At 58.3% G+C, this 935-nt stretch carries 1 protein-coding gene; it reads right to left on the bottom strand.

All coding sequences use genetic code 11. From position 1 onward, the window contains the following. Positions 1–21 precede the first annotated feature (21 nt). A complete protein-coding gene (locus ACSQ3J_RS31305) occupies positions 22–855 on the bottom strand; it encodes an IS5 family transposase (protein WP_436041200.1) in 834 nt (277 codons plus the stop codon). Positions 856–935 lie beyond the last annotated feature (80 nt).

A 935-nucleotide genomic window follows, 5' to 3' on the forward strand; every position in this document is an offset into this window, starting at 1 on the left:
AGAGTCGGACTCGAAAAGCCCTCAACGATATCGATACCTTACGAGCCGTCTGGTTATCAGGCGAATGTGGGCGATCATGATCCATGCCTCTGATGAGGCGATGGAGCGCTCGACGTCCTTGGCCAATCTTCGGCATCTACCGAGCCACGCGAAAGTCCGCTCGACCACCCAGCGCCGTGGCAGAACTTGAAAGCCTTTCGCCTTGTCTGATCGCTTGATGATCTCAATCGTCCAGCGCCCGATCTTCTTCAGCCGCCGCTTCAGCTTGTCGCCCGCGTAACCACCATCGGCGAAGACATGCAGCAACCATGGCCACCTGTGGCGGATGGACTTCAGGAGATCGGGAGCACCGTCGCGATCCTGGATGTCGGCGCTGTGAACCATGAGACCGACCATCAGACCAAGCGTATCGACGATGATATGGCGCTTGCGCCCTTTGGTTTTCTTGCCTGCATCATAGCCTCGTATACCGCCGCTCTCCGTGGTTTTGACGCTCTGGCTATCGATCACACCGGCCGTCGGGCTTGCCTCCTTGCCCTCCAACTCGCGGGCCTCCATTACGAGATGATGGTTGATGCGTGCCCAAAGCCCCAGCGCCCTCCACTCGTAGAAATAACGCTGGACGGTTGAACAGGGCGGGAAATCCTTCGGCAGCATGCGCCACTGGCAACCGGTCGTGGCGATGTAAAGCAGAGCGTTGACGACCTCGCGCAAATCGGTCGTGCGGGGACGGCCCAAGCGGCGCGGCATCGGCAGAAAGGGCTCAACCAGCTCCCATTCCCGATCCGTCATGTCACTTGCGTAGCGTGCCGTTCGCCGGGCATAGTGCCGACGGGTGATTTCAGTCCAGACCATCGTGAACTCCATCGAATCTTTGCAAATCCGAAGGAATCATAACCTGTTGAAATCACCCACCTCTTTTTGAGGCAGCCTCT

It is taken from the genome of Rhizobium sp. LjRoot98, assembly GCF_964252935.1.
Classification (GTDB): Bacteria; Pseudomonadota; Alphaproteobacteria; order Rhizobiales; family Rhizobiaceae; genus Pararhizobium.